General features: G+C 40.2%; 21 protein-coding genes and 1 pseudogene. 14 read left to right on the forward strand and 8 right to left on the reverse strand.

Features of this window, described 5'->3' with window-relative positions:
- The first annotated feature begins 169 nt into the window (after positions 1–169).
- The 3 genes from A9479_RS00990 to A9479_RS01000 all read left to right on the forward strand — a co-directional run bounded on the left by A9479_RS00990 (position 170) and on the right by A9479_RS01000 (position 2346).
- Positions 170–1204: a nitronate monooxygenase family protein gene (locus A9479_RS00990; protein WP_028834353.1), complete on the forward strand. Its 1035-nt coding sequence runs from the start codon at positions 170–172 to the stop codon at positions 1202–1204.
- Between the two features lie 6 nt (positions 1205–1210).
- Positions 1211–1777, forward strand: coding sequence for a Crp/Fnr family transcriptional regulator (locus A9479_RS00995; protein WP_028834352.1), 567 nt, complete (start codon positions 1211–1213; stop codon positions 1775–1777).
- 62 nt (positions 1778–1839) lie between these two features.
- On the forward strand, positions 1840–2346 hold the full coding sequence (locus tag A9479_RS01000; protein ID WP_024601536.1) for a YgjV family protein: 507 nt from the start codon (positions 1840–1842) through the stop codon (positions 2344–2346).
- Between the two features lie 28 nt (positions 2347–2374).
- Here A9479_RS01000 and A9479_RS01005 read toward each other — a convergent pair whose 3' ends face one another.
- A complete protein-coding gene (locus tag A9479_RS01005) occupies positions 2375–2890 on the reverse strand; it encodes an NUDIX hydrolase (protein WP_013464184.1) in 516 nt (171 codons plus the stop codon).
- 227 nt (positions 2891–3117) lie between these two features.
- Between A9479_RS01005 and A9479_RS01010 the strand changes: the two genes are divergently transcribed.
- Genes A9479_RS01010 through A9479_RS01030 form a run of 5 tightly spaced genes read left to right on the forward strand, consistent with a single transcriptional unit; the run spans position 3118 to position 8638 of the window.
- Positions 3118–4458, forward strand: a complete 1341-nt coding sequence (locus A9479_RS01010; protein ID WP_028834350.1) for a sigma-54 dependent transcriptional regulator — start codon at positions 3118–3120, stop codon at positions 4456–4458.
- 17 nt (positions 4459–4475) lie between these two features.
- Positions 4476–4685, forward strand: coding sequence for a hypothetical protein (locus A9479_RS01015; protein WP_028834349.1), 210 nt, complete (start codon positions 4476–4478; stop codon positions 4683–4685).
- 18 nt (positions 4686–4703) lie between these two features.
- On the forward strand, positions 4704–6188 hold the full coding sequence (locus tag A9479_RS01020; protein ID WP_064662475.1) for an ATP-binding protein: 1485 nt from the start codon (positions 4704–4706) through the stop codon (positions 6186–6188).
- A 1-nt stretch (position 6189) separates the two neighbouring features.
- Complete coding sequence (locus A9479_RS01025) at positions 6190–6651, forward strand: response regulator (RefSeq protein WP_064662476.1); 462 nt, start codon at positions 6190–6192, stop codon at positions 6649–6651.
- A 25-nt stretch (positions 6652–6676) separates the two neighbouring features.
- Positions 6677–8638 (forward strand): response regulator, encoded by a 1962-nt coding sequence (locus A9479_RS01030; RefSeq protein ID WP_064662477.1) that lies wholly within the window; start codon positions 6677–6679, stop codon positions 8636–8638.
- A gap of 32 nt (positions 8639–8670) precedes the next feature.
- Here A9479_RS01030 and A9479_RS01035 read toward each other — a convergent pair whose 3' ends face one another.
- The 3 genes from A9479_RS01035 to A9479_RS01045 are packed head-to-tail and all read right to left on the reverse strand — an operon-like array spanning position 8671 to position 12362.
- Positions 8671–9672 carry a LacI family DNA-binding transcriptional regulator gene (locus A9479_RS01035; RefSeq protein WP_064662478.1) on the reverse strand — a complete coding sequence of 334 codons (1002 nt, stop codon included), beginning with the start codon at positions 9670–9672 and terminating at the stop codon, positions 8671–8673.
- Between the two features lie 11 nt (positions 9673–9683).
- Entirely contained in the window at positions 9684–11012 is a 1329-nt protein-coding gene (locus A9479_RS01040) for a glycoside-pentoside-hexuronide (GPH):cation symporter (RefSeq protein ID WP_024601541.1), read from the reverse strand.
- 15 nt (positions 11013–11027) lie between these two features.
- A complete protein-coding gene (locus tag A9479_RS01045) occupies positions 11028–12362 on the reverse strand; it encodes a GH1 family beta-glucosidase (protein ID WP_064662479.1) in 1335 nt (444 codons plus the stop codon).
- 251 nt (positions 12363–12613) lie between these two features.
- Here A9479_RS01045 and A9479_RS01050 point away from each other — a divergent pair, with 251 nt between their 5' ends.
- The 3 genes from A9479_RS01050 to A9479_RS01060 all read left to right on the forward strand — a co-directional run bounded on the left by A9479_RS01050 (position 12614) and on the right by A9479_RS01060 (position 17275).
- The gene (locus A9479_RS01050) at positions 12614–13879 is read left to right on the forward strand and encodes a sugar MFS transporter (protein WP_028834342.1); all 1266 of its coding nucleotides are present in this window, start codon (positions 12614–12616) and stop codon (positions 13877–13879) included.
- 16 nt (positions 13880–13895) lie between these two features.
- A complete protein-coding gene (locus tag A9479_RS01055; RefSeq protein WP_064662480.1) occupies positions 13896–16412 on the forward strand; it encodes an exo 1,3/1,4-beta-D-glucan glucohydrolase in 2517 nt (838 codons plus the stop codon).
- Between the two features lie 242 nt (positions 16413–16654).
- Complete coding sequence (locus A9479_RS01060) at positions 16655–17275, forward strand: fumarylacetoacetate hydrolase family protein (protein ID WP_064662481.1); 621 nt, start codon at positions 16655–16657, stop codon at positions 17273–17275.
- Here A9479_RS01060 and A9479_RS01065 read toward each other — a convergent pair.
- The 3 genes from A9479_RS01065 to A9479_RS01075 form a co-directional block, all read right to left on the reverse strand.
- Positions 17208–18140 (reverse strand): ABC transporter substrate-binding protein, encoded by a 933-nt coding sequence (locus tag A9479_RS01065; protein WP_010390904.1) that lies wholly within the window; start codon positions 18138–18140, stop codon positions 17208–17210. The two genes, A9479_RS01060 and A9479_RS01065, sit on opposite strands and share 68 nt — an antisense overlap.
- Before the next feature lie 123 nt (positions 18141–18263).
- Entirely contained in the window at positions 18264–19316 is a 1053-nt protein-coding gene (locus tag A9479_RS01070; RefSeq protein ID WP_064662482.1) for an aldo/keto reductase, read from the reverse strand.
- 12 nt (positions 19317–19328) lie between these two features.
- Positions 19329–19760: a thioesterase family protein gene (locus tag A9479_RS01075; RefSeq protein ID WP_028834338.1), complete on the reverse strand. Its 432-nt coding sequence runs from the start codon at positions 19758–19760 to the stop codon at positions 19329–19331.
- A 317-nt stretch (positions 19761–20077) separates the two neighbouring features.
- On the opposite strand from A9479_RS01075, the gene A9479_RS19905 reads away from it, so the two are divergent.
- The 3 genes from A9479_RS19905 to A9479_RS01085 all read left to right on the forward strand — a co-directional run bounded on the left by A9479_RS19905 (position 20078) and on the right by A9479_RS01085 (position 23028).
- Positions 20078–20254 (forward strand): hypothetical protein, encoded by a 177-nt coding sequence (locus tag A9479_RS19905; protein ID WP_013464196.1) that lies wholly within the window; start codon positions 20078–20080, stop codon positions 20252–20254.
- A 72-nt stretch (positions 20255–20326) separates the two neighbouring features.
- The gene (gene dinB / locus A9479_RS01080) at positions 20327–21382 is read left to right on the forward strand and encodes a DNA polymerase IV (protein WP_033102619.1); all 1056 of its coding nucleotides are present in this window, start codon (positions 20327–20329) and stop codon (positions 21380–21382) included.
- Between the two features lie 110 nt (positions 21383–21492).
- Positions 21493–23028, forward strand: coding sequence for a leucyl aminopeptidase family protein (locus A9479_RS01085; protein WP_064662483.1), 1536 nt, complete (start codon positions 21493–21495; stop codon positions 23026–23028).
- Positions 23029–23108: 80 nt separating this feature from the next.
- Here A9479_RS01085 and A9479_RS01090 read toward each other — a convergent pair.
- Positions 23109–24239 (reverse strand): annotated as a pseudogene (locus A9479_RS01090) (methyl-accepting chemotaxis protein); the annotation flags it as partial.
- Between the last annotated feature and the right edge of the window lie 73 nt (positions 24240–24312).

Genomic DNA, 24312 nt, shown 5'->3' on the forward strand with positions numbered 1-24312 from the left:
GGTGCAAAACCAAAGCCAGTTGGGCGATAGTTTATAAAAATTCATAACTTTTTGTTAATAATGGTTTTTATATTACTTTATACAAAAATCTAGATTTTGTTTGTTCGTTGTTTTTGCTATGGTTCTGTAAATACTGCAAGTTGTTGAAAAAGTTACAGGGAGTAGTTAGATGATACAGTCATTGTTTAATATCGATTTACCTCTTATTCAAGCGCCTATGGCGGGCGTACAAAACGTTGAATTGGCTGCAAGCGTTTGTGAAGCTGGCGGGCTAGGGTCGTTGCCTTGCGCTATGTTATCGCCAGCACAGTTAGTTGAACAGCTCGACTTACTTACTCAAAAAACAGATAAACCATTTAATCTAAACTTTTTTTGTCACACGGTTACTGATTACACCAGCCAACAAAAGCAGCAATGGCATAATATGCTTACCCCTTATTTTACAGAGTATGAAATTGACCCGCAAAGTTTAACCGCAGGGGCATCCCGTCAGCCTATAAACCAAGCCGTTGTTGATATTATTGCACCCTATAAACCGGCGGTTGTGAGTTTTCATTTTGGTTTACCTAAGCACGCTATTGTGGCGCAAATAAAAAGCTGGGGCACTAAAGTAATTTCAACGGCGACCACTTTAGATGAAGCTATTTGGCTCAGTGAAAATGGCGCTGATGCTGTTATTGCTCAGGGTTTAGAAGCTGGAGGGCATCGAGGGCATTTTTTATCAATGGATTTAAGCTTACAACAAACCACTGAGCAGTTAGTTAAGCGTTGTGTTGAGCATTTATCATTACCGATTATTGCTGCAGGAGGTATTGCAACGCCAGATGATGTAAAGCATATGAAAGCGCTGGGAGCCAGTGGAGTTCAAGTTGGTAGCGCTTATTTATTATGTAAAGAGGCAAAAACATCTGCTTTACATCAGCAAGCTATTTTAGAGCAGGCTCAAGATAGCACCGCACTAACTACTTTGTTTTCAGGTCGAGCTGCGCGGGGTATTCAAAATCGCGTCATGCTCGAGTTAGGTACTATGCCTGAGGGCGTGCCTTCGTTTCCTCACGCTAGTAGCGCAATAACTGCATTAAGAACATGCGCTGAAAAAGCAGGCCAAAGTGATTTTTCGCCTTTATGGTGTGGTCAAAAGTATGTGCCTCGGGTGGGGGTATCAGCTGCGGATATTACGCATATTTTAATGGAAAAATGGTAATGTTTAATGTCTGATAACCCACTTTTATCGCTTGGCGATAGTTATGAAGTGCTTATAAATAAGCTTAAAACACAATTGGCAGGTATTTACCCTCAACAGCTTGTCGCGCGCAATACCGTGTTATTGCCCCAAGGCGATGTACAGCGTTATGGCTATTTAATTGTGGAGGGGGTTTTAGGTGCTATTCATGATGATATTGATGGCGGGCAAAAATGCAAAGAGTTTTATTTTAAAAATGAGTTTGCATTGCTGTTTGCCAATTGGATGACCTCAAGCCCCGCTTTTTACCAATTAAAAGTAATTAATGAGGCAAGTGTAATTAAAGTACCGCTAACACTATTTGAGCAAGCACAGTACCAACTCATTAAGCAGCAACTCATTGCGCAGCAACTAATATTTAAAGAAGCCAAAGAAGCATTTTTATTACTCAACAGCCCCGAGCAGCGATACTGTTACTTGCTTAAACATAAACCGCATTGGTTGGCGCAGTTAAGCTTAAGCCAAGTGGCTATGTATATAGGTATTTCGGCCATTTCGTTATCACGAATTCGTAAGCGACTTAACTTAAGTTAAGTGCTGTTTATATAAAGCACTATACACTCCTCATTTTTATGCCTTAAGTGCCTTGGAGTGTTATGTTTTTAATTGCCCAATCATTGGTTGCCGTCGCGACTTTACTCGACTTAGCTTCATTTCAGTTTAAGTCCCGACGCATTATCTTATGTTGTTTATTTACCTCTGTGTTATTAACCTCAGTCCACTTTTTTATTTTGGGTTATAACAGTGCCGGCTGCTTAATGCTTATTGCCGCGTTACGTTATTTTTACTGTATATACTTTAAGCATACTTGGGCCATGTTTGGATTTATGGCAGTGAGTTGTTTAGCCGTTTATTTAACATGGCAAGATTGGTTTAGTGGCTTTGCGCTGGTGGCGACATTAATACAAACCATTGCTTCATTTCAAAATAGAGACTTGCACTTGAGGTTATGTATGGTGGTGGGAACCTCTTTTTGGATAACGCATAATATTTTTGCTGGCTCCCCTGTGGCAATAATTATGGAAAGCCTATTTTTAAGTAGTAACTTATTTGGTTTATATCGATTTTATATTAGTAAAAAAGTCTTGCTGAACCTCAAGTAGGAACGTAAAATGCAGCAATGTAAACTTATTAAAAGAACTGTTTGGCAATTTCTTTTAATAAAAAGGTTTCTCGAATAATCGACAATCCTTGTTTATCGCTATTAGCTAATGTGCGTTCGTTGTGAGCTATCGCCTCAAAAATATTTACCCATTTAGCTTGCATACCATTTTGTTGCTCATAGTGCTCAAGCTGTGCTTGTCCTAGTTGTTCGTTAATTTCGCATACATAACAGTATGACTTTATATGAATAATATCAAAGTCATCTTTGTACCAAGGACGATATTCTTCATAGAGGCCAAACTCACTGCAGATTTTTATATTTTGCGCGCCAGTTTCTTCATTAAGCTCTCTGATAAGTCCTTGTTCAATGCTTTCGTGTAAGTCTACGCCACCACCGGGTAAACTAAAATCGTCATAGCGCTGAGTGTACATTAATAAAATGTACTGCTGTTTAAATACAATTGCGCGAGCAGTAGGGCGAGTAAACTGACGACCTTGAGTAATATTAATAGTGGGGTGAATAGTGGTTTTTAATAGGCGCATAACGACTCCAGCAATAAAGGTAAATTATATCAGTTGGTTGTATTAATTACTTCATTGTTAAAAAGTAATTAACTGAAAAGATTGTTAATTTAAGCGTTTATACATATATCTGTAGTTATAATGGCGAACTATTAAAAAATAAAATGTCATTGTTTTAGTCCTGCTCTGAATACCTTTCATTTGTTTAAAGGGGTGAGTAGAATAATAAAAAAGCATAGGGATTAATCATGTTAAATATACTTTTAGTTGATGACGACATCGAATTTAGTGATGTTATTTGTCACATTGTTGAGTTTCTTGGGCATAATATTCAAACTGCGACCAGTTTAGAAGAAGCGCATCAGTGGTTTGAGAATAATTCCTTTGATCATGTATTACTGGATTTCATGTTACCCGATGGCAGTGGCTTGCATTTATTAGATCATTTAAAAATGATTGGTCAATCTCCTAAAGTCACTCTTATTTCAGGTCACCCATCGGTTAAGGGGATTTTAGCCGATATGTGTGAGCCCAATGTAACGCATTTATTAAAGCCGCTGCAGCGAGAAGATTTAGAACTGGTTTTAAACGGTCCTAAAAAAACTGTTAAAAAAGCTAAGAAAAACGCTATCACCCATCATTTTGATACCTTAATTGGTGAATCTGAGGCAATGCAAAAGCTCTATACTATGATAGAGCGTGTTGCTAAAACACAGGCTAACGTAATGTTAGTAGGTGAAAGTGGTGCCGGTAAAGAAGTGGTTGCACAAGCGATTCATAATGCCAGTCAATGCGAAGGACCTTTAGTTGCTAGCAACTGTGGCGCCCTTTCAAAAGAGCTTATTGGCAGTGAATTATTTGGTCATGAAAAAGGTGCCTTTACAGGGGCGATAGCCCGCAAAGAGGGCGTGTTTGAACAGGCAAATGATGGCACCTTATTTTTAGATGAAGTCACTGAAATGCCCATTGGCATGCAGCCTAATTTATTGCGCGTATTAGAAACAAAAAAAGTAACAAGGGTAGGTGGCAACCGAGAAATTCCAACTAACTGCCGCGTTATTTCTGCGACCAACCGTTCTTTAATCGATTTAGCCCAAAATAATATTTTACGTGAAGATATATACTTCAGGCTTGCCGTATTTCCTATTGATATACCGCCATTACGTGAACGAAAAGACGATATTCCATTATTGGCAAAAGTCTTTTTAGAGCAGTTAAATGACGAAAATGGCACTGCTTTTAGCTGGACGAACGAGCAACTTAAAGAGCTGCAAACGTACGACTGGCCAGGTAATGTACGTGAACTTCGTCATGCAATTCATCGCGCTTTTATTATGAGCGATCCACAAACAAGCGATGTGGCACTGCCTGATAACCTAGAGTCACCTTTTTCACGAGTAAATAATCAAGCTCAGGAAAATCAGGTTTCTGCAGGACAAACCATTGAAGAAGTTGAAAAAGAGCTTATTCATGCAACACTCGATAAAGTACAAGGTAATAAAACATTGGCTGCACAAATGTTAGGTATAAGTACTAAAACGCTTTATAACCGCCTTAACGCATATGGTGGCATTGGCGAATATAAATAAAACAACATGAGGATAGTATGGCATTAACTAAACAAATAAAGCCTTTAAACGAATTAGTACATGATGCGCGGGCACCGTTAAATCGTATTTCAATGAATGCTGAGCTTATCAAGCTAGTACTTGAAAACGATATGCCCGTCGAAAAAGCACTCGAGGCACTCGATAAAATAATTGTTAATTGCCAAGCATGTAGTGACAGTTTACAGCTTATTTCAGACTCAAAATAATAAAAACCAGGACGATAAATGATTAAACGCAAACAGCAAGGCAAAGCAAATGTTATATGGGCGTTATTTATCTCCATAATACTATGCATTATTGTAGGTAATGCATTTTTAGCGGTTAATACCATACAAGGCTTAACGCGTACTCAGCAAAGTTTAGATAATACTAATATGCTAAGTACAGCCATTGAGCAAATGCATCTCTCTGTAGTGCAGGCTGAATCAGGGCAGCGCGGGTATTTATTAACGCAGGACGATGATTACTTAGCTCCATATTACGATGCGGTTGCACAAATTGAATCGCAAACCGATTATGTTCGCTCTTTAAACTCTGAAATTGAGGGGCAAGCTGAGCGTATTGCAACGTTAATTTTATTAGTTGATAGTAAAATTGCTGAGCTTAAAAGCACAGTTCAATTAGCATTAAATGACAAAGAAGAACGTGCAATGCTCATACTCAACTCTCATAAAGGGCGTGACCTATACCGAGAGATTCGTGTACTTGTTAATGATATCCAAGATCGTGAGCTGTTATTTAAAGTCAGTCACTTTTCTAAATTAGCGCAAATAAAAAACGAGGCAAAAATCACTTTTGCAATTACAGCCATCACGAGTGCTTTACTTATTGGTGGTATGTTTTTACTTGCGCGGCTTAACTTAAAAAATGCGGCGGTATATCGAGCTGAGCTCGAAATGCAAAACGAAACCTTAGCCAGTAAAGTGACCGAACGTACCCAAGAACTTACGTTATATTCTGATGAGTTGAGTCGCAGTAACCGAGAGTTAGAAGAGTTTGCTTTTGTTGCCAGTCATGACTTGCAAGAGCCGCTAAGAAAAATCCAAGCATTTAGTGATCGGCTTGAAAGCATGTTTAAAGACGAGTTGGGCGAAAAAGGCGCAGATTACATTGCCCGCATGAAAAATGCCGCACAAAGGATGTCTAATTTAATTAATGATTTATTAGAGTTCTCTCGAGTAACAACTCGAGGTAAAGATTTTACCGACACCAATCTAAATAGCATACTTAATGATATTTTAAGCGATTTAGAAATAGCCATTGATGAATCTAATGCGCAAGTGATAACGGTTGATATGCCAATCATTCAGGCTGATCCGAGTCAAATGCATCAGCTGTTTTTAAACTTAATTTCAAATGCAGTGAAGTTTAGAGCGCCTAACGTAAACCCTGTTATTGATATTAGCTTTGAACGAATTAGCGAGTTTAGTGAAGACCATAATAGTAAAGTAAGTTGGCATGTCATTACCGTAAAAGATAATGGTATCGGCTTCTCTGATGAGTACGCGGATAAAATATTTGTGCCATTTCAGCGTTTACATGGGCGTTCTCAATATAAAGGAACCGGCATTGGATTATCTGTGTGTCGCAGAATTGTAGAGCGACATGGCGGAACTATTACAGCAATAAGCACCCCTAACGAAGGCGCAACCTTCATTATTAAACTACCTGTGGATGCAGAGTTATTCACATTACAAGGAGAGGCATAATATGCCATTAACAAGCGTAAAACCCATTACCATTTTAATGGCAGACGATGATGAAGATGATCGTTTATTAACCCAAGATGCCCTCGCTGAAAGTCGCGTTTTAAATGAATTACACTTTGTTGAAGACGGTGTAGAGCTTTTAGAGTATTTAGAGCGTAAAGGGAAGTTTCAAGATAAAACCCTGTCACCAAGACCTGGTTTAATTTTACTTGATTTAAACATGCCGAGAATGGATGGCCGCGAAGCACTTGAAGCTATTAAGGCAAATCCAAACCTAAAAGGCATTCCAGTGGTAATTTTAACCACATCTAAGCAAGAAGAAGACATGGTTAAAGGTTATAACCTAGGCGCTGCGTCTTACATAACTAAGCCGGTTACGTTTGACGGGTTAGTTGAGTTGATGAAAACACTAGGTAAATACTGGGTTGAGTTTGTAGAGCTACCAAGCACGTTTAACGATTAAGCATACTATTAAAACAGGAGAGGCTATGTTAGCAAAGGCAACGAAACTGCTATTGGTTGAAGACGATGAAGATGATTATATTTTAACTCGTGACTATTTAGAGCAGCTCAGTTCCCATGTGTTTGACATAGAGTGGATAACTTCTCCTGAGCAGGCGGTGGAAGTGTTGAGTAAAAATCAACATGATATTTGCTTGCTTGATTATCGCTTAGGGGCCTCAGATGGCTTAAGTGTTTTAAAGCAAGCGATTAAGAATGGCTTTTGTGGGCCTATTATCATGTTAACGGGGCAATCTAACGATGCCCTCGATTCGGCTGCGCTTGATGCTGGTGCGGTTGATTACTTAGTTAAAAGTGAAATGAGTGGTAGCCGGTTTGCCCGTTCTATTCGTTATGCATTAGCGCGCCGCGATGTAGAAGATGAGCGGGTGGAGCGTTTAAAAGCGGAGGCTGAAAACCGTTCAAAAGACCGCTTTTTAGCGCATTTAAGCCACGAACTGCGAACTCCCTTGTCGTCTATTTTAGGCTATACCGAACTACTTATGCTCAGTGATTTTAGCAAGCAAGCTGAAAATGAGTTGGGCGTTATTTATCGTAATGGCAAACACTTATTGAGCTTACTGAATGATGTTTTAGATTTATCTAAAATTGCGGTCGATAAGCTTGAGCTAAGCTTGGGGGATGTTAATCTTGATAGCCTAATGGCCGACGTGTTTACGTTAATGCGTGTATCAGCCCTTGATAAAGGCTTATCATTAAAATTTGAATCACTGGAGCCTTTGCCATTAGTTATTCGTGTAGATGCTACTCGGGTACGACAAATTCTCATTAACCTGATCAATAATGCGATAAAATTTACCGAGCAAGGCGAAATTATCGTTAACGCATGGACAGAGACGGTGGCTGAACGTGAAATGCTCTTTTTTAGCATTAAAGATTCAGGCTTGGGTATTGCTCCAGAAAAACAAGCACTCATCTTTAAGCCTTTTGAGCAAATTGCCGATGTAGAGTCGCGCTCAGTAGGTGGTGCGGGCTTGGGATTAGCTATTTGTTCTGAGCTACTTAGTCGTATGCAGGGTACTATTTCATTAGATTCTTATGTAGGTGAGGGCTCAACGTTTACCATTTCCTTATACCCTGGTGATATCAGACAGGTAGAGCGCAATTTATTAAAACTTGATTTAACCCCCAACATGCAGCAAAAAGTAGCGCCATGCGAAGTAAGTGGCAAAGTGTTGGTGGTGGATGACTTACGCGATTTACGCGTGTTAGTTGGCCATTTAATTGGCTCAGCGGGTGCAGATGTAGATTATGCTGATAATGGCAAACAAGCGCTTGATAAGGTTAAAAAGCAACTCGCAGAGGGCCGCGCCGCTTACGATATTATATTTTTAGATATTCATATGCCGGTTATGGGCGGAAAAGAAGCAGCGATTGAACTTAGAAAGTTAGGGTTTAAAGGGGCGATTATTGCTTTAACCGCGGCCACCATGAAAGGCATTCATAACGAACTAACCGCGCTAGGGTTTGACGATATGATTGCTAAACCTGTGGATTCCAACTTACTTTACCAATGCTTAGAGTCAGCGCTGGGGGAAAAAACACAACGTGTTTCATCGATACAGCCAACGCCAAAACATAATACTAATATAAAGCGATTTTTATTAGTGGAAGACGATGCTGATGCCGGACAAATTACTCAGTTATTATTAGAAAGTTTGGATGTAGACACGGATATAGCAACAAGTGTCAAAGACTGTAAGGCGACGCTTGAGCATAACAGTAATTACGACAAAGTATTACTCGATATGCATTTACCCGATGGTTCAGGTTTAGAGCTTGCTGGGTTTATTAAAGAACACTATCCTGATATTCAACGAGTTATTATTAGTGGAATGGAGCCTGATGCCGTACACATTAGGCAGCTAGAAATAGAGCAAGTTTTGCTTAAACCAATAAACTTGGCGCTATTAAGTAAACTTGTTTAACGCCACTATTTGCCAATTTATATAATAATTAGCTAGGTAATATTAACGACCGATTGGCGTATGACTAATTCGGGCTGAAATAAAGTTTGAATAGGCTGTACGCTTTTTTGATATACATGGCTCAGTACCCACTGTGCAGCTACTTTACCCATTTCATCTATTGGGTAATTAATAGTGCTTAAAGGGGGGTATACATGGCGGGTAAAGAACACGTTATCGTAGCCTATTATTGAAAGTTGTGCGGGTAGTTCAATGCCATGCTCTCTGGCACTGACCATTGCACCCGTTGCCATTTCGTCATTGGCGCAAACTAAGGCAGTAATGGCGGGGTTATTTTTATAAAGAGCAGAAAATCCTTCGTAGCCGCTGTCCTCTATAAAGTCACCTTCATACAAACTGTTTTCATCAAACTCAATGTCGTGTTCAGCAAGTGCTTGTTTATGTCCGTTTAAACGCTCTTGGGCGTCTTTTTTCCATAAAGGGCCGCTAATGTAAGCAATGTTTTTGTGACCAGACTCAAGAATGTATTTAGTCGCTAAATAGCCCCCTTTAACATTATCAAGAATAATACAGCGATCGGCGAGCTCAGGAATATGGCGATTGAGTAAAACAAATGGTGTTTTACCTTTGCTCAGCTTTATTAAATATTCATCGCTAACCGCTTCAACATGCAAAATAAGTGCATCACAATTACGGCTAATTAAAAACTCTATGCCTTGTTGTTCTCGCTCTGCGTCACTGTGCCCTGCGGTAATAATAACGTGTTTACCTTGTTTTCTGAGGGTGTTTTCTATGCCGCTCATCATAGGGCCATAAAAAGGACCTTTTAACTCAGAAACCAATAAGCCAGCACTATTAGAGCAATTAGAGGCCAGTGATTGCGCAATAGAATTTGGGCGGTAGCCTAATTCTTCCATCGCTAAAGTCACTTTTTTTCTGGTTGCATCACTTACGTTTGCATTGTTGTTCATTACTCTTGAAACAGTGGCAAGTGATACCCCTGCAAGCTTTGACACCTCATAAATGGTGGCCATACTATTCCTTGTTACAAATTACTTTTTTGTGTTAAATCGGCGGTGATTTTTTTTATGGTTTTGTTATCTAAGTTGTATTTAGTCATTATTAAAGCCACAAGTATACTGCCAATAGCAGGGTAGAGTGTAAATGAGGTTAAAATACCGCTTTTAGTTGCTTCGCTTAATTCTACATTGGCTTGATACTGATAATACGCAAGTAACCAACCCGCTATAGCGCCGCCTAATGCGAGCCCCAATTTGATAAAAAATACCACGCTTGCATAAACCAATCCTGTGAGTCGTTGACCATTTTGCCAAACTCCGTAGTCAATAGCATCTGCCATTTTTGCCCACAATAAAGGTGTCGCCATTTGAGTGAAAAAGCACCATAAAAAATACATTAAAAAGGCGAGTAAAACTTGCTCATTAGGGACAAAAAAAGCAAAACAGCTCAATATGGCAGAAATATATTGCAGATAAATATAAGCCGTTTTTTTATCTAAGCGTTTACTTAAAGGTTGCGCACACGCACAGCCTATAATATTACCGACCATACCTAAAGTCACAAATTCGGTGATTAAATCTTCTTTTCCAAGAACATACTTTACATAGTAAATAGCTAATGTCGTGCGCAGCACCATACTGGTCAATAATATCAGTGCTGCCATACACAATATTTTAAACGGCTGATTTTGCCATAAAACGTGAAGTTGTGTTTTTAAAGATAATTTATGTGGTGGATTGATCACCCGCTCTTTGGTGTAACGAAAACAAATTAGAAATAACACTACACCTAGGCAACTCATAACCAGCATGGTGAGTTGATAGCCCAACTCGTTATTACCCTCCCCAAACCACTTTACTAAAGGTAAAGTGCAGCTCGTAACCAATAACCCCCCCAGCATGCCAAACACAAATCGATATGATTGAATAGAAACCCGTTCGTTAGGATTGCTACTGAGTACGCCGCCAAGTGCCGAATAAGGAATGTTAATTGCGGTATAAACCAACATTAGCAAGGTGTAGGTAACGAACGCGTAAATAATTTTGTTGCCGTCATCCATCGCGGGGGTAGTAAAGGTAATCACGCTTATAACAGCAAAGGGGATGGCAAGCCAAAGTAGGTAAGGTCGGTAGCTACCGTATTTTGTATGAGTGGCATCGGTCAGGGCGCCCATTATTGGGTCTGTAACTGCATCAATGACTCTGACGACTAAAAAAAGGGTACCAACAACAGCAGGCGAAATACCAAAAATGTCGGTGTAAAAAAAGGTTAAAAATAGCATTACGGTTTGAAAAATAATATTACTGGCCGTGTCACCTAGGCCATAAGCTATTTTTTCTTTTTTACTCAGCATAAAAGCCACTCATTATTATTTTTGGCGCTGTTTAAGAAAATCACGATACGCAATTGCGCTTTGTTTTAAGGTGCGTTGTTGAGTTTGGTAATCAACATAGACTAGCCCAAAGCGTTTTTCATAGCCATAGGCCCATTCAAAATTATCCATTAAACTCCATGCAAAGTAGCCTTGCACATTAACGCCTTGCTCAACGGCATTATGAACGGCATTAAGGTGTGTATGGTAGTAATTGATTCGATGTATGTCATCTACTTTTCCATCTATTAATACATCGGCCATCGCTGCACCGTTCTCAGTTATATATACTTTGGGTAGCGTGTAACGATCATTTAATGAAAGTAGGAGTTCACACAATCCCTGTGGGTATATTTCCCAGCCCATATCAGTGGTGGCAATATTCTCTAAAGGAGCTTCGCTAAACCAATGATCTGGCGTATTTTTGTAATGGATACGAGTATAGTAATTAACCCCTAAAAAATCGATTTTTTGGCTAATTATTGCCATGTCGCCATTTGCAACATCAGGTTTTGCATCATTTGCAAGCTCCTTAATCACTTCAGGGTAGCGGCCTTCCAGCACTGCCTGAATATACCATTGGTTATGATAGTCATCAGCTAATTTAGCAGCGCGTTCATCGTCAGGAGTAAATGGATAGGCAGGGCTAAAATTAAGCACAATACCGGCCTCTATCTTAGGGCAGTTTTTGCGTATCACTTGCATCGCAAGTCCATGGGCTAGTAGTAAATGGTGCGCCGCTTGGCGTCCTGCTTTTTGACTTTTTATGCCTGGTGCATGTACCCCTATTTCATAGCCTAGGTAGGCACTACAAAACGGTTCGTTTAAGGTCGCATAAGAATCCACTAAGCCCTCTAGTTGCTGAGTTACTATATGAGCGTAATGAGCAAATTGGTAAGCTGTATCGCGGTTGAGCCAACCACCGTTGTCTTCTAAATGTTGTGGCAAATCCCAGTGATATAAAGTGACATAAGTTTTAATATTGCGTGCTTTAAGAGCTTGTAGTAATGACTTATAGAACGCCATGCCCTGAATGTTTAAACTTCCATCTTGGTGTAAAACGCGCGGCCAAGAAATAGAAAGTCGATAGGCATCAACGGCTAAATCGGCAATCATTTGAACGTCTTGTTGCCAATATTTTACATGCTCACAGGCGTGATTGCCGTTACTGTTATCTGCAATGGTGTTTGGTTTGCTACAAAAAGTATCCCAAATACATGGTAGGCGCGTGTTGTGGCTTCCCTCTATTTGAAAAGAGGCCGTGGCAACACCAAAAATAAACGGCGATTTTAAAAGGGCTGACGTGCCTGGCAAAGAAATTGTTTTAAACACAATGAGATACGTCCTTAAGCTTGCAATAATAATGCGCTTTACCGTAATTAGCTAAGCAATAGAAATTGTATAATACAGCAATGTAAGCGCTTACAATATTATTTGTAAATAAATTGATAAATTTTCTCTGTATGCTATAAATGTAAGCGCTTACATTTGGTGTTGCAACTATTATCTGCATTTTAAGTTTTACTAAACGCAATTAAATAGAGGTAACAATCTGATAATTATAAATAATTAGAGATTATACTATGGCACATATCACACAGCCACTACCGGCAGCAGAAAACAGCCAAAAACCAGGGTCTACACACACCTTTGCGTTAACATCGCTTACGACCTTGTTTTTTATGTGGGGTTTTCTTACTTGCCTGAACGATATTTTAATTCCGTATTTAAAGGGAATGTTCTCCCTTAATTACACCCAAGCAATGTTGGTACAATTTTGTTTTTTTGGTGCCTACTTTGTTATGTCAATTCCTGCAGGAAAACTCGTTAGTAAAATAGGTTACCAATTTGGTATTGTTGTTGGTTTGGTTGTTGCTTCGATAGGGTGTGCATTATTCTACCCCGCTGCAGAGGCACATGTTTACGAACTATTTTTACTTGCTTTATTTGTGCTTGCTTCAGGGATCACTATTTTACAAGTCTCTGCTAACCCTTATGTAAGCGTATTAGGGCCTGCAAAAACAGCGTCTTCGCGTTTAACCATGACCCAAGCTTTTAACTCTTTAGGAACAACGGTTGCGCCATTATTTGGTAGTTGGTTGATTTTGTCTGAAATTAGTCAAGCTACAGCCGAACAAGTTAAGTTCCCTTACTTAATGCTCAGTGCAAGTTTACTGACACTGGCTATTATTTTTGCTTTTTTGAAGTTACCTAAACTCGGTAAAGCGATTGATAGTGAAGCTGAAAATCAAGGTGACACTGAGTTTGTTGACTTAGGCAGTGTTTGGAAATATCGCCATCTTATTTTGGGCGCTATTGGTATTTTTGTTTATGTAGGTGCTGAAGTTGCGATTGGTAGCTTTTTAGTCGGCTTTTTAACCCTTGACCATATTGCAGGTTTACCTGAGCAACAAGCTGCACATTATATTAGCTATTATTTTGCAGGTGCAATGATAGGGCGATTTGCTGGCGCTGCGATTATGCAAAAATTAAATGCAGCCAAGGTGTTAGCTTGTCATGGTATTTTGGCCGGTGTGTTAGTGTTAATTGCAATGACAGGTCAAGGTTCACTTGCTATGTGGGCTATTTTATTGGTTGGTCTGTGTAACTCTATTATGTTCCCTACTATTTTTAGTTTAGCGCTTCAAGGCTTGGGTAAATACACCTCACAGGGGTCGGGTATTTTATGCTTAGCGATTGTAGGTGGAGCTATTATTCCATTACTACAAGGTATGCTGGCTGACAATATCGGTGTGCAACTAGCGCTTATACTGCCTATTGGCTGCTATTTATATATTACTTACTTCGCGCTGTTTGGTGCAAAAAAAACAACGTCAACTCGTCTTTGAGTTTTAGGTGAATGCTATGATTATTAAACGAACTTTTTCAGTCACTGCACTGATGCTAGCAGCAATAGCCAGCAGCGGTTGTTCGCAACCCTCTAACAGTGCTAGCGATGCGACAAATCAAAAAGAAATTTGGCCAACAATAGAAACCGGTATTAAAAGCGATGCTCAAATGGAGCAAAAAATCGCAGATATGCTAAAGACCATGACACTAGAGCAAAAAATAGCGCAAATGATCCAACCTGAAATTCGTCATATTACGGTTGAAGATATGCGTAAATATGGCTTTGGCTCCTATTTAAACGGCGGTGGCTCGTTTCCAAATAACAATAAACATGCAACCCCCGAAGACTGGGTTGATTTAGCTGAAAAGATGTATCAAGCGTCTATTGATGATTCCCTCGATGGCAGCACGATTCCTACAATGTGGGGCACCGATGCGGTACATGGACACAACAATGTGATTGGTGCGACTTTGTTTCCGCATAATATTGGTTTAGGGGCGGCGAACAACCCTGAACTTATTGAAAAAATTGCCGCAGCAACGGCGCGTGAAGTTATGGTTACCGGTATTGACTGGGTATTTGCACCTACGGTTGCCGTAGTGCGAGATGATCGTTGGGGTCGCACTTACGAGGGCTACTCTGAAGACCCTGAAATAGTAAAAGCGTATTCAGCCTCAATTGTTAAAGGCTTACAAGGCGCTGTTGATGAAGACTTTTTGTCAGATACGCGTGTAGTCAGTACGGTTAAGCATTTTTTAGGTGATGGCGGTACTGTGAATGGCGATGATCAAGGTAATAATATCGCCTCTGAAGAAGAATTATTTGCGCTTCATGCTCAAGGTTATGTTGGTGGTTTGGGTGCTGGTGCACAAACGGTAATGGCCTCGTTTAATAGCTGGCATGGTGAAAAAATTCACGGCAGTAAATATTTACTGACCGATGTGCTTAAAGATAAGATGGGTTTTGATGGCTTTGTTGTCGGTGACTGGAATGGCCACGGGCAGGTTAAAGGCTGTTCTAATAGTAACTGTGCTCAAGCGGCTAATGCGGGCTTAGACGTATACATGGCACCGGATGAGTGGAAACCATTATTTAGCAACTTGGTTAACCAAGCTAATAGCGGTGAAATCCCACTCAGTAGAATTAATGATGCAGTAACGCGTATTTTACGCGTTAAAATGCGTGCAGGGTTATTTGATAAACCAAGCCCTGCGAAGCGCCCCCTGTCTGGAAAAACTGAAATTATTGGTAGTAGCGATCACCGTGCAGTGGCTAAACAGGCTGTACGCGAGTCTTTAGTATTACTTAAAAATAAGCAGCAGTTACTGCCATTATCACCTAAAACCAACGTATTAGTTGCAGGCATAGGGGCTGATAACATAGGTATGCAGTCGGGTGGTTGGAGCGTTACGTGGCAAGGTACAGGTAATAAAAACAGTGATTTTCCTGGTGGCAGCTCTATTTATGCAGGTATTAAAGATACTGTAGAGCAAGCTGGTGGCAGTGCAGCGCTGAGCGTTGAAGGGGAATATACTGCACGCCCTGATGTTGCCATTGTGGTGTTTGGTGAGCAACCATACGCAGAGGGTAATGGTGATGTTGATAACCTCGAATACCAGCGCGGTAATAAAAGCGACTTAGCGTTACTACGTAAGTTTAAAGATGCGGGAATTCCTGTTGTTTCATTATTTATAAGCGGTCGCCCTATGTGGGTTAATGCTGAGCTTAACGCCAGTGATGCGTTCGTTGCTATTTGGCTTCCAGGTAGTGAAGGCGATGCTATTAGCGATGTCTTGTTTAAAAATGCAGACGGTTCAATTAATCATGACTTTAAAGGCAAGCTATCTTTTTCATGGCCTAATAATCCAATTGATAATGAAAACCGTAACGACGAAGCTTACAGCCCATTACTTCCTTATGGTTTTGGTTTAACTTACAACGATAGTAATGTCTTAAAAGATGACTTGGTGGAGCAAACTCAACAGACTGAAAAACTGGATGATTTAGTATTGTTTGAGCGTGCAATTAAAGCACCGTGGTCACTGGTTTTAAAAAGTGGTGAGCAACAAAAAACGGTGGCGAGCAGTCGCGAGTCATTAGGTGCGGTGAGCATCCAAACATTTGATAAAGAGGTGCAAGAAGATGCACGCGCTATTCGTTTTAATGGCCAAGCACTGGCTGGCGTTAATTTAGCCGCTGCGTTTCCATCTGACTTACGTTCATACGTTGAAAACAATGGTCAGCTGCAAATACAAATTAAAGTAGATAAAGCCGCGGCTAGTCCGTTATGGGTTGGTATGGGGTGTGGTGAGAGTTGTCAGGGTAAGTTTGATATTACTGATAACCTTGAGCAATCAGGTCAATGGCAAACATTAAACATCAACTTAAGTTGTTTTGCAGAGCAAGGTGTTGACTTAGCACAAGTGTTCACCCCTTGGCAGTTAAGCACGCAAGGTGATTGGCATGTATCTATTGCTAAGCTGGCTATTACAGCAAATGCTGTCGAGCAAAGTAGTGTTACTTGTAAGTAGTCAATAACCTATTAACAAACATCAATAAGCAGGTACTAAATGTACCTGCTTATTGCTTTAAAACCGCGTATACAAAAACCTACCAAATTAGTCCCTTCTTACTTTTATTCCATTCTATGTGATTGATTATATTCAGCTCAATAGTTATCATAAAAACATAATAAAACTGCATTCGCTTTTGCGTTAATTATTTGAGAGTATGCCGAAATATTAAAAGCGTTATGTAATTAACAGGTGAGAAAGTGAATCAAATAAAGCTGGCTTCGCAGAGCATACAGCCTTCAAAAATAGTCTGTGTGGGGCGCAATTACAGTGCGCATATTGCTGAATTAAACAACGAACACCCTGAGCAAATGGTAATTTTTAATAAGCCTAATAGCGCGATCACTAATACCTTACTCTCTTCCCATAACGGTGATACGTTGCATTATGAAACTGAATTATGCTTTGTGGTTAAAAATAAGCAGCTTGCAGGGGTAGGGATTGGACTCGATTTGACTAAGCGAGCTTTGCAAAGCAGTTTAAAAGAAAAGGGCTTGCCGTGGGAACGTGCTAAAGCATTCGACGGGTCAGCACTATTTAGTGATTTTATTGAGTTAACGCCAGAAATGACATCGTTTATATTTGAATTACATATTGATGGCAAGCCGGTTCAACATGGTGATAGCCAACTTATGTTGCACCAACCTGCACAAATATTGGCTGAGGTTAGTCAGTTTATGAGCCTCGAAGAAGGCGACATTATTATGACTGGCACGCCTGCTGGCGTAGGGATGGTTAGTACTGGACGAGAGTTCAACGTTGCTCTTTATTCTGGTCAGCAGTGTTTATTGGAGCATCATTGGTCTGTGAGTCAAAGTTAATTATGTGTTGATAATATTGTTTATCAAAATTATCGATATGTTCACTTAGCCAGTGTCGCTGGCTTAGTTGATGAGCCGCTGATTCTAGTATGGTACTTTCTAATGCCGCATTAATTTTCTTAATTGCCTGATTAGCAAAATCATTAGGCGCATTAGTCGCACAGCCTACAGCTCCTTTGATTAATGAGCGCGTATTTTGAGCTATGGGTATACTAACGATTTTTATAGGGTGTTGTTGCTGGTTAAAGTAACTGGCCATAAAAGGATAATCGAGCGAGTAGTCTAAAAAGCCATGCCTCAGCCTATCGATCACAACGCCACTCTCATTATCACTACTTAAGCTCAAGGACACGTTATGATGGCTCAAAGAGTTTTCAATAATCATATTTATGTGTGGTGAAAAACGTCGTGCTGCGGCTTGTCCATAGGTAAAGCGTTCATCGCTAAGTAAACTAATTAAATTTATAGGATTACCATGTGCTTTAGTAAGTGTTTCTGCTTTTTGGTTAGTTGTAATAATACTAAACTCAGGGTAGATAGAGGTAGGACGTGAGTATGTATAGACTTCGTTGGTGCTCTTTTTATGGATTACGCATGGAAAGCAGACATTTTTGCCTTCTTTGATATATTTATTAATTCGTTTTTGTGGAACAAATAATCGAGTATGTTTTACATCCTTTATACTACTGATTAGTTGCTTAGTTAAATTGTCACACAAGCCCATTTGAGTATTCTCTGAGTCTAAGTGAAAAGGTGGTGTGTTGCTTTGTAGCCATAAAATTTCAGTGAGCTGATTTTTAGATTGGCTAATACTGTTACTCGAGAATATTAAAAATAGCAGGCAGAAATAACGAGCTGTATCCATAAAAAGCTGATAATTCTTTATTAAATGACTGTATTTAATTATACCTTAGCGCTTAAAAAATAAACATAAAGAATAGCAAAGAATCAACATTATTGAATAACATTTACCCTTTGCTTGATTTCATTAGTAAGGCATTGGATTATTTCTAAATATGATATCAATCGCTGATAACACGTCATCGCTCAGTGTTAGGTCAAACGCATCAATGTCTTCCTTTAATTGCGCCATAGTAGTGGCACCAATAATAGATGATGTCACTCCATCGACTTGATTACACCAAGCCAGCGCTAATTGAGCTGGGGTGATAGCGTGTGCATGGGCAAGTTCAACATACTCTTTGGTCGCCTGTTGTGATTGTGGCGTATCACGAAAAATACCGTTACGCTGCATAAATGTCCAGCGGGAGCCTTCAGGGCGTGCTCCATTTAGGTATTTACCGGTTAATAGCCCTGCGGCCAATGGTGACCAAGGTAAATAAGCAATATCTTCATGTACACATTGTTCTATTAAATAAGGCCAATCTTTGGCATGTACTAGGCTAAACTCGTTTTGGATAGACACCATTTTTGGCAAGTTATGCTCTTTTGATAAATTTAAAAATTGGCTAATTCCCCAAGGCGTATCATCAGAAAGCCCACAATGCTTAATTTTTCCTGCTTTAACACACGCATCTAACCCCTCTAAAATATCAAGCATATCAGCGGTGTGTTGTTTTGCATCTACCTCGGTAAATTTAAGCATACCAGGCCATTGCCTAGCAAAGTGAGGGGTACGGCGATTTGGCCAGTGTAGCTGGTATAAATCAATATAGTCGGTTTGTAGGCGTTTTAGAGAATGATCAACGGCATCAATAACAGCTTGGCGAGTAATATCACCGCCATCACGGATCCATGAAAGCCCATTACCGGCAATTTTAGTTGCAATAACAATGTCTTTTCGTTTTTGTGAATTACGTGCTATCCAATTGCCTATAATTTCTTCTGTTTTACCGTAGGTATCGGGAGAGGGAGGAACAGCATACATTTCTGCTGTATCAATAAAGTTCACACCCTGCTCAAGCGCATAGGCTATCTGTTGGTCGGCATCATGTTGGGTGTTTTGTACTCCCCAGGTCATGCTACCTAAACACACTCTTGAAACGCTAACACCACTACTGCCTAATTGACTATATTGCATTGCTAATCCTAATTATTCGGTTTGAGAGTTTGCTTTTAAAGCCGATAACAATGGCTCAGTGATCGTGGCTTTTTGGCCTGTTTTAAAGTCAAACATTACCACTTTTGACATGCCGGTGGTTGTTATCGCGTTTTGCGCATGACTAAACACACTGTAGTTCATTACAAAGCGGTCAGATTTAATATCACTAATGGTAATACCTACGCTCAATGTGTCGGGAAAGGTAACTGGACGCTTATAGCGAATATTATTTTCACTGATCACAGGCCCCGTGGCTTTTGAGTTGATGGTATCAAATAAATTTAATTTATTTAAAAAATCGATTCTGGCTATTTCAAAATAACGCAGGTAAACACAGTTATTAACATGCTGTAGGGCATCCATATCGCCCCATGCCACAGTGATATCGGTATGAATAGGGTGTTGTTGTTTAAACGTTTCCATGTATTTATTGCTCTTAGTTTTAAAGCATTTAGATTAGCAATATGGTCGGATGAGCTCAAGGGAATTATAACTAGGGGTGGAGCTATTCTGTATTGCCCTCATGGATGTAAATAAGGGACGTAAGCAGGACATGGAAGCTTTGCGCCTTTTTTATTTAAACAATTAGGCTATAAACCTCGCGCCGCGAGTAAACTGCCTCAGATTGAACAAACCTTAACCTTAAAAAAAACAACAGTGCTAAATAAAAACCCTTGAGTAAAAATTGTACCTCTTTAAATTCATGGCTATAGTAACTATTAACACACAAGGAGATAACTATGCAGAATATAATTAATTGGTTATTGGCATGCACCGTTTTTATAGCGTCGTTTACTTGTTACGCTATGGGTAATGAGGCTGGGGCAATTGTTTTGATTTTATTAGGCTTTTCTTTAGAAATTTTATTTTGGATGTATTGTTTTAATAAGCCAAAGAAAAGTAAACGCTCTTTTTAAGCAATAACATGCTTGCTAATTAAAAGTGATTCCACAATAATGGCTGTATAAATAAACAGTTGTTATTGTGTGATGAAAAAGTTTATTCATATAGATATGGACTGCTTTTATGCGGCCGTAGAAATGCGCGACAATCCTAAGCTTGCAAGCGTACCGCTGGCAATTGGCGGAAATAGTCGCCGTGGAGTGCTCTCTACCGCTAACTATATTGCTAGAGAGTATGGGGTGCGCTCTGCTATGTCTAACTATCATGCCAAACAGCTTTGCCCTGACTTAGTTATTGTGCCTGGCAGAATGGCTGTTTATAAACAAGTATCAACACAGATCCGCGCCATTTTTAACCGCTATACTGACCTTGTAGAACCTCTTTCGCTTGATGAAGCATATTTAGATGTGAGCCATAGTACTGCTTTTAAAGGTAGTGCAACGTTAATTGCTGAGCAAATTCGTACCGATATTTTTAATACCACAGGACTGACTGCATCTGCAGGGATTGCCCCAATTAAATTTATAGCCAAAATTGCTAGTGATGAAAATAAGCCCAATGGCCAATTTGTAGTATTGCCTGAGCAGGTTGACTCGTTTTTAGCCCAATTGCCATTAGGTAAAATTCCAGGGGTGGGTAAAGTAACTCTAGAAAAGCTTAATTTAAAAGGGTTATACACGGGGCAAGATGTGCGCGAAAAAGGGGCTAATTGGATGCAACAGCATGTGGGTAATTTTGGTGTGTCGTTATATCAAAAGTGCATGGGTGAGCATATAGGGCGCGTTTCCACCGAGCGGGTACGTAAGTCATTGAGTGTGGAACATACTTATGAATACAACAAAAACAGCCTAGATGAATGCCTTGAACAATTACCGCAACTGTTAGATGAACTCGTGGTTCGATTAAATAAACAGCAACTACAACATAAAATTAATAAATTAAGTGTTAAAGTTAAATTTGCTAATTTTGTAGTGACCTCAGCAGATCAAGCTGCGCATCAATTAAACACGGCTATTTTTAAAGAGTTACTCGCCAAAGCCTATCAACGTGGATTACAACAACCGGTGCGCTTATTAGGAATTGGCGTGGGTATTAAAAATCAACCAGAGCATAATTTACAGCTCAGTATTTTAGATGTGTAAAACGTGTAACTCCAAGTTGCCAGTAAATATGCAGGTTATCGCAGTTCACTGGTTATAAATTGCTAAATAAATAATAATAGGGACTACGTTTTCTAACAGGATCCTTTTTTATGGCATATCCAAAAGCAGTACTGGCTAAGCCGGTAAGTGCAAGCCTAGATTGTACATCGCATGATGCACTTATTATTATCAGCAACGACTTTTCTCATTTACCAAATACGCCACTGCGTGATGCAATTTTAGACCAAGCCCAAGTAGACTCTCGCATAGGCAATCAAGTCACCTTGTTAGTGATTGCCGGTAAACGTGTCGTGTTAGCGCCAACAGGCTCTTTAAACAGAGATTATGACGACGTTCGTCGTTATTTTGATGCAGCCAAATTAGCCATTAATGAGGCAAAAGCATCAGGTAGTGTTAACCCTGCTATTTATTTACCCGCTTTAAATACGGATAGCCGTTATCAACATGCTCTTGAAGTGGCTTACTTAGGCGCATGCCAAGCATTATGGCAACCCCTAGAAGCGCGTGAGTTTCATGGTCAAGGTATTGAACCTATTACTCAAATAGGCTTAATTGATGCCAATGAGCAAACAATCAAAGCAGTCAATGCGTTAGCTGCGGGGCAATATGCCGCACGTGATTTATGTGGCACCGAGCCTGAACGCATGGCCCCCCCACGTTTTGCTGATTATTGTACTGAGTTATTTGAAAACAGTGCGGTGAGCGTTGATGTGATTGATGATTTAGCTGCCATTGATAAGCATTACCCCATGCTAAGTACCGTTGCTCGCGCATCGTATGCGGTAGAGCGTCATCATCCACGCGTTGTTAAACTTGAATACGTGCCTGAGGGCGAAGTAACCCGAACACTGATGTTTGTTGGTAAAGGTTTAGTCTATGACACGGGCGGTGCAGATTTAAAAGTCGGTGGTTTTATGGCGGGCATGAGCCGCGATAAAGGCGGTGCGGCCTCGGTTGCTGGATTTATGAAAGCAGTAGCCGATTATCAGCCTAAAGGGGTTAAAGTGATTGCCTTTTTAGCGGTTGTACGCAACTCTATTGGTTCAGATTGTTTTGTCCCTGATGAAATAATTACTAGCCGTGAAGGTGTGCGAGTACGTATTGGTAATACCGATGCCGAAGGGCGTTTAGCTATGGGGGATTTACTTAGTGAAATGAAAGATTTAGCTAAAAATGAAATAAATCCAACGTTGTTTACAGTGGCAACCTTAACAGGGCACGCTGCGCGCGCTATGGGGCCTTATGGCGCATATGTTGAGAATGGGCCCGCGCGTAGTGCTAATATTTCACGCCAATTAGCCGATTGTGGTGATTTATGGGCTGACGGTGCTGAAGTGTCGCGTTCACGCCGTGAAGATTATGATTTTATAAAACCACGCACTTTAGCTGACGATGTGCTTTCTAGTAATAATGCAGCTTCTGCTGTCACAGCGCGCGGCCATCAATTCCCTATGGCATTTTTAGCTGTGGTAGGTGGATTAGATAAGCATGGCAGTGAATCTACTTTACCACTTCCTTATATACATATGGATATTGCTGGTAGTGGCGTTGAAGGCGGCGACTGGCAACATGGTAAACCAACTGCAGCGTCAGTAAGCAGTTTATTTGCCCGCTATTGTTTATAATTTTCTATAAATAATCCTAAAAAGCCCTGAAAATCAGGGCTTTTTAATTGGTGGAAGATATTTATTATCCGGAGTTCAGGTTAACTAAGCTTAAAGCGCGATACCACGCTTGATAACTCAACACTGCTTTGTTTGAGTTTGTCGCTAGCGCGAGTTAAATCTTTGGTGTTACCCAATGATTGCTCTGTAGATTGTGATAAATCGTTAATTCTTAAATTCACCTCGTCTGCGGCTGATGTTTGCTGCTCTGTGGCGCGAGCAATTTGGCCGTTCATATCGGTGATCACCGATACCAGCCTGTCTATTTCATCAAGTGATGCATTAGCTGAAGAGGCTTGTTCAACCGTAGAAATAGAAATCTCTTGGCTAGATTTTACCGCTTCAACTGCAGCTTTAGCCCCTTCTTGCAGCTTAGCTATCATAGCTTGAATCTCATCAGTGCTTTTACCTGTCCGGCTGGCAAGTGTTCTTACTTCGTCGGCTACAACTGCAAAGCCTCTTCCATGTTCACCTGCTCTTGCAGCTTCAATAGCTGCGTTTAGCGCTAACAGATTGGTTTGTTCAGCAATGCTTCTAATAACATCAAGTACCGAGCCAATATTATTACTCTCTTGAGCAAGGTCGGCGGTCACTTTGCTCACGGTTTCTATATTACTAGAGAGGGTTTCAATGGCGGTAATGGTTTTCGACACTACATTTTTACCCGTTGATGCATTACTAGCAGCATCATTTGCGGCTTGCTCAGCAGCTTCGGCATTACGGCTAACATCATGAATTTGATGAGTCATTTGCTCCATTGCCGCGGCTACTTGGGTGCTACTGTCGTTTTGAAGCTCAATAAACGACTGGCTGGTTTTGCTAGAATCATCTACAGCATGGGCATGCTCGTTTACATCGTTTGCGCTTTTGGCAACCAGCACCAAAGACTCCCTAATTTTAGAGACAAACAAATTAAATGATCTCGAAAGCTGAGATATTTCATCATTGCCATTTTCGTTGAGAGTACGGGTTAAATCCCCCTCACCTTGAGATATATCTTTCATCATTTCTGCTGCTAAACGAGTCGGCGTTAAAATACTGCGACCAATAAAGTAGCTAAAAAGTACGACAACGACGATCATAATCATTACATTGATAACGATAATAGTACGTTGCTGCGAAAAGGTGTTGTCTATGGTATCAAGGTAAACGCCCGAGCCGATGATCCATTGAATCGCCCCGAGTTCATCGGAGACCAGTTTGTTTAAGTCAGGCCACTTTACCTGACTCGTTTAAATTATCATA

The sequence above is a fragment of the Pseudoalteromonas sp. MQS005 genome, assembly GCF_001661605.1.
In the GTDB taxonomy this organism is placed as follows: Bacteria; Pseudomonadota; Gammaproteobacteria; order Enterobacterales; family Alteromonadaceae; genus Pseudoalteromonas; species Pseudoalteromonas tetraodonis.

What these genes read in the sequence shown, in the direction of transcription:
- A9479_RS01025 (WP_064662476.1), top strand. Translation starts at nt 6,190, where the DNA reads ATGCCATTAACAAGCGTAAAACCCATTACCATTTTAATGGCAGACGAT.
- A9479_RS01030 (WP_064662477.1), top strand. Translation starts at nt 6,677, where the DNA reads ATGTTAGCAAAGGCAACGAAACTGCTATTGGTTGAAGACGATGAAGAT.
- A9479_RS01010 (WP_028834350.1), top strand. Translation starts at nt 3,118, where the DNA reads ATGTTAAATATACTTTTAGTTGATGACGACATCGAATTTAGTGATGTT.
- A9479_RS00990 (WP_028834353.1), top strand. Translation starts at nt 170, where the DNA reads ATGATACAGTCATTGTTTAATATCGATTTACCTCTTATTCAAGCGCCT.
- A9479_RS01005 (WP_013464184.1), bottom strand. Translation starts at nt 2,890, where the DNA reads ATGCGCCTATTAAAAACCACTATTCACCCCACTATTAATATTACTCAA.
- A9479_RS01040 (WP_024601541.1), bottom strand. Translation starts at nt 11,012, where the DNA reads ATGCTGAGTAAAAAAGAAAAAATAGCTTATGGCCTAGGTGACACGGCC.
- A9479_RS19905 (WP_013464196.1), top strand. Translation starts at nt 20,078, where the DNA reads ATGCAGAATATAATTAATTGGTTATTGGCATGCACCGTTTTTATAGCG.
- A9479_RS01035 (WP_064662478.1), bottom strand. Translation starts at nt 9,672, where the DNA reads ATGGCCACCATTTATGAGGTGTCAAAGCTTGCAGGGGTATCACTTGCC.
- A9479_RS01055 (WP_064662480.1), top strand. Translation starts at nt 13,896, where the DNA reads ATGATTATTAAACGAACTTTTTCAGTCACTGCACTGATGCTAGCAGCA.
- A9479_RS01070 (WP_064662482.1), bottom strand. Translation starts at nt 19,316, where the DNA reads ATGCAATATAGTCAATTAGGCAGTAGTGGTGTTAGCGTTTCAAGAGTG.
- A9479_RS01050 (WP_028834342.1), top strand. Translation starts at nt 12,614, where the DNA reads ATGGCACATATCACACAGCCACTACCGGCAGCAGAAAACAGCCAAAAA.
- A9479_RS01065 (WP_010390904.1), bottom strand. Translation starts at nt 18,140, where the DNA reads ATGGATACAGCTCGTTATTTCTGCCTGCTATTTTTAATATTCTCGAGT.
- A9479_RS01000 (WP_024601536.1), top strand. Translation starts at nt 1,840, where the DNA reads ATGTTTTTAATTGCCCAATCATTGGTTGCCGTCGCGACTTTACTCGAC.
- A9479_RS01085 (WP_064662483.1), top strand. Translation starts at nt 21,493, where the DNA reads ATGGCATATCCAAAAGCAGTACTGGCTAAGCCGGTAAGTGCAAGCCTA.
- A9479_RS01020 (WP_064662475.1), top strand. Translation starts at nt 4,704, where the DNA reads ATGATTAAACGCAAACAGCAAGGCAAAGCAAATGTTATATGGGCGTTA.
- A9479_RS01075 (WP_028834338.1), bottom strand. Translation starts at nt 19,760, where the DNA reads ATGGAAACGTTTAAACAACAACACCCTATTCATACCGATATCACTGTG.
- A9479_RS00995 (WP_028834352.1), top strand. Translation starts at nt 1,211, where the DNA reads ATGTCTGATAACCCACTTTTATCGCTTGGCGATAGTTATGAAGTGCTT.
- A9479_RS01015 (WP_028834349.1), top strand. Translation starts at nt 4,476, where the DNA reads ATGGCATTAACTAAACAAATAAAGCCTTTAAACGAATTAGTACATGAT.
- dinB (WP_033102619.1), top strand. Translation starts at nt 20,327, where the DNA reads ATGAAAAAGTTTATTCATATAGATATGGACTGCTTTTATGCGGCCGTA.